2 protein-coding genes are annotated in these 2660 nt (G+C 63.6%); both read right to left on the reverse strand.

The genetic code is table 11. The features are described 5' to 3' along the window. Window positions 1-1972 (reverse strand): MCP four helix bundle domain-containing protein (locus tag JMF90_RS32645; RefSeq protein WP_201325980.1); only part of this gene is annotated, 1972 nt, incomplete at its 3' end. A 327-nt stretch (window positions 1973-2299) separates the two neighbouring features. Next, complete coding sequence (locus JMF90_RS32650) at window positions 2300-2533, reverse strand: virulence-associated protein (protein WP_226138881.1); 234 nt, start codon at window positions 2531-2533, stop codon at window positions 2300-2302. Window positions 2534-2660 lie beyond the last annotated feature (127 nt).

Genomic DNA, 2660 nt, shown 5'->3' on the forward strand with positions numbered 1-2660 from the left:
TGTCGATCGTGCCGGATGCCGGCTTGCCGGCCGCGCGCCGCGCGTCGGATGACTCGATCCCGTGGTCGATCGCATTGCGCAGCAGGTGCATGAACACGTTCTTCAGCGTCGCGACGATCTCGCTGCGCACGCGCTGGCCGTGGCTGTCGATATGCACGACGGGCGCCGGCTTGCCAAGCTCGGCCGCGAGCGACGGCAGCGATTCGATCACGCCGCCGAGCGCTTCGCCGATCCCTTGCGTGCCGAGCTGGCTCAGCATGCGGCGCACCGCATCGCGCGCCGCGTGCCAGTCGGACGCGTTGGCCGGATCGGCGCCATCCAGCACCCGCAGGCTCTCGCTGATGTGCGCACGCTCGACCATCAGGAAATCGGCGCCGTTCTGCGCCGGCTCGCCGCTACGGCCGAGCGTGACCGCGTTGATCGTCGCGTAGTGGTCGACGGCCTCGCGTACGCGCGCCAGATCCTCCATCAGCGCGTCGCGGTTCCACTCGGGGCCGCTGTCCGCGCGGCGCAGCGATTCGTACGCCTGCTCCGCTTCGTGGACGATGTTAGTCAGATGCTGAAGGCTGTACGTGCGCGCATTGCCCTTGATCGTATGCATGTTGCGGAACAGCGCCGCGACGATCGAATGATCGACGCGCTCGTGCTGGCGAATCATCCTCTCGTTCTCGCTGAGGAAGCCCTTCGCGCTGTGCACGAAGTCGTGGAACTTGTCCTGGCTGATCGACAGAATCTCGCCGATCATCTCGAGGCGGCGCTGCTGTTCGCCGGCCTGCGCGGTCAGCTCGCGGATCTCGGTCACGTCGCGCACGCACAGCATCAGGCGCACCACCGTGTCGGTCTCGTCGGTGATCGCCGACCAGCTCAGGTCGAGCCACTTCTCGCGGCCGTCCGGCATCCGCTTCGCGACTTCGTTGACGAGCAGGTGTTCGTTGAACCCGAAGTTCATGCTATCCTCGCCGAGGCACGCGTGCACGGCCGCGTCGACCTGCGAGCGCGCGTCGGCGCCGATCGCCGAATCGTCGAACACGAGCGCCATCAGGTCGCGGCCGGCGATGTCGTTCGTCTCGAAGATGGTTTCGAGGTACGCCGAATACTCCGCGTGCACGACGCCGCCCTCGACGACGGTCAGGATGCCCTGCTGCATGTTCTGCAGCATCGCCTGGATGTCGGCCGTCTTCTGCTTCAGTTGCGCGGCGTTCTCCTGGATCTTCCCGATCATCCCGTTGAACGCGACGATCGAATGGCCGATCTCGTCCATCCGGCCCACCGGCACGCGGCGCGTGAAATCCTGGCTCGTCGCGATCTCGCTCATCGCCGTCTGCATCCCGATCAGCGGGCGCGTGATCTGGCGATACAGCACGAAGCCGAGCGCGGTCAGCAGCACGATCACCGTGCCGGCGACGCCCGCGATCGCGGTCGCCGTGGTCGCGAGCATCCCGTTCAGCGCGCCGATCGCGTCGTCCTTCTGGCGGTTCTTCTCGACGCGCAGCGTGTCGACGATGCTTTCGAGTTCATCGCGATACTGCGCGACGTTCGCGAACAGGTAGGCCTGCGCCATCTCGGCCTTGCCGTCCGTCTTCATCTTCACGGTGTCGGCGATCGCCGCGAAATAGTTCGCGGCGCTGTCCTTCGCCTGCGCGACGAGCCCGACCTGCGCCTGGCCGACCGCCGATTTCGCCTGCGCGTCGAGTGCGGCGCGCAGCGCGGCCTGCTTCGCCTTCAGCTCGTCGCGCGCCTGGGCGGCGGTGTTCGCGTCGGGCGCGTAGACGAGCGTCATCGTCGCGATCTGGATGTTCTTCACATCGGCGACGAGATCCGCCGACGCGAGCGCGCTCGGCACGATTCCCTGGGTGACCTGACGCACCTCGGATGCGCTCTTGCGCGTCTGGTACACGGCGTAGATGCCGATCGCGGACAGCGCGAAGAACGTCAGGACGACTAGCAGCGTAATGCGATGACGGATGGTCATGAGTACAGCTCCCCGCAGCGATCCGGGTTCGATCGCCCTTTGGTCTATTGAAAGAATGTGAGCGCCGAATTATCGGGGATGGTGTATGACTGTCCGATGACCGAAAATCAATCGGCCATTGAGGAAATCGCAATGATTAATTGCAGGGAGAAAAGGCTAAAGTTCTTATTGGACGGGCCGTTAACTGTTGGCCCGGGTGTCCCGTCCGGCTTGCCCGGTGACCTAGGCAAATCGGATCTGGATATTCATTCTTTTATTTCTCGATCCGACAATTCAATCCGGTCGAATACCGGTAAAACGTTTGCGCATTCGCTTGCTGCCGCAACGTCAAATGCATCCGCTCTCGTCTGAAATCGCGGGTCGCGACGCGAGCGCGTTTTCAAACTCCGGGTCTATTGGTCCGATCAGAGGTGCCAGCCACGCCCACTGCTCCAGCGCCGGCTCGTTCGCGCTCACTGCGCTGCGACGAGGTTCATGGGAACCGCGAGCGCCGAATCCCGCGTCGTTGGGAAGCCGTTCAGCTTTGGCATCGTCGGCTTCAAATCTTTTCGTCGAATTCATCGGATCTCCCGGTGTGTCGGTGGTCGCACCCGATTCTGACAAAAAACTTTCAAGCCGGTCAATTCATTCCTGGCGAGAAAGAATCAATCGCAATCCGGCGATTCACCTCGCCCCGCCGGGCGTTCTA

This window comes from Burkholderia sp. E168m23 (assembly GCF_016586125.1).
GTDB classification, from domain to species: Bacteria; Pseudomonadota; Gammaproteobacteria; order Burkholderiales; family Burkholderiaceae; genus Burkholderia; species Burkholderia orbicola.

Excerpts from the sequence above, each read along its gene's own strand:
- JMF90_RS32650 (WP_226138881.1), bottom strand. The coding sequence starts at position 2,533 with ATGAATTCGACGAAAAGATTTGAAGCCGACGATGCCAAAGCTGAACGG.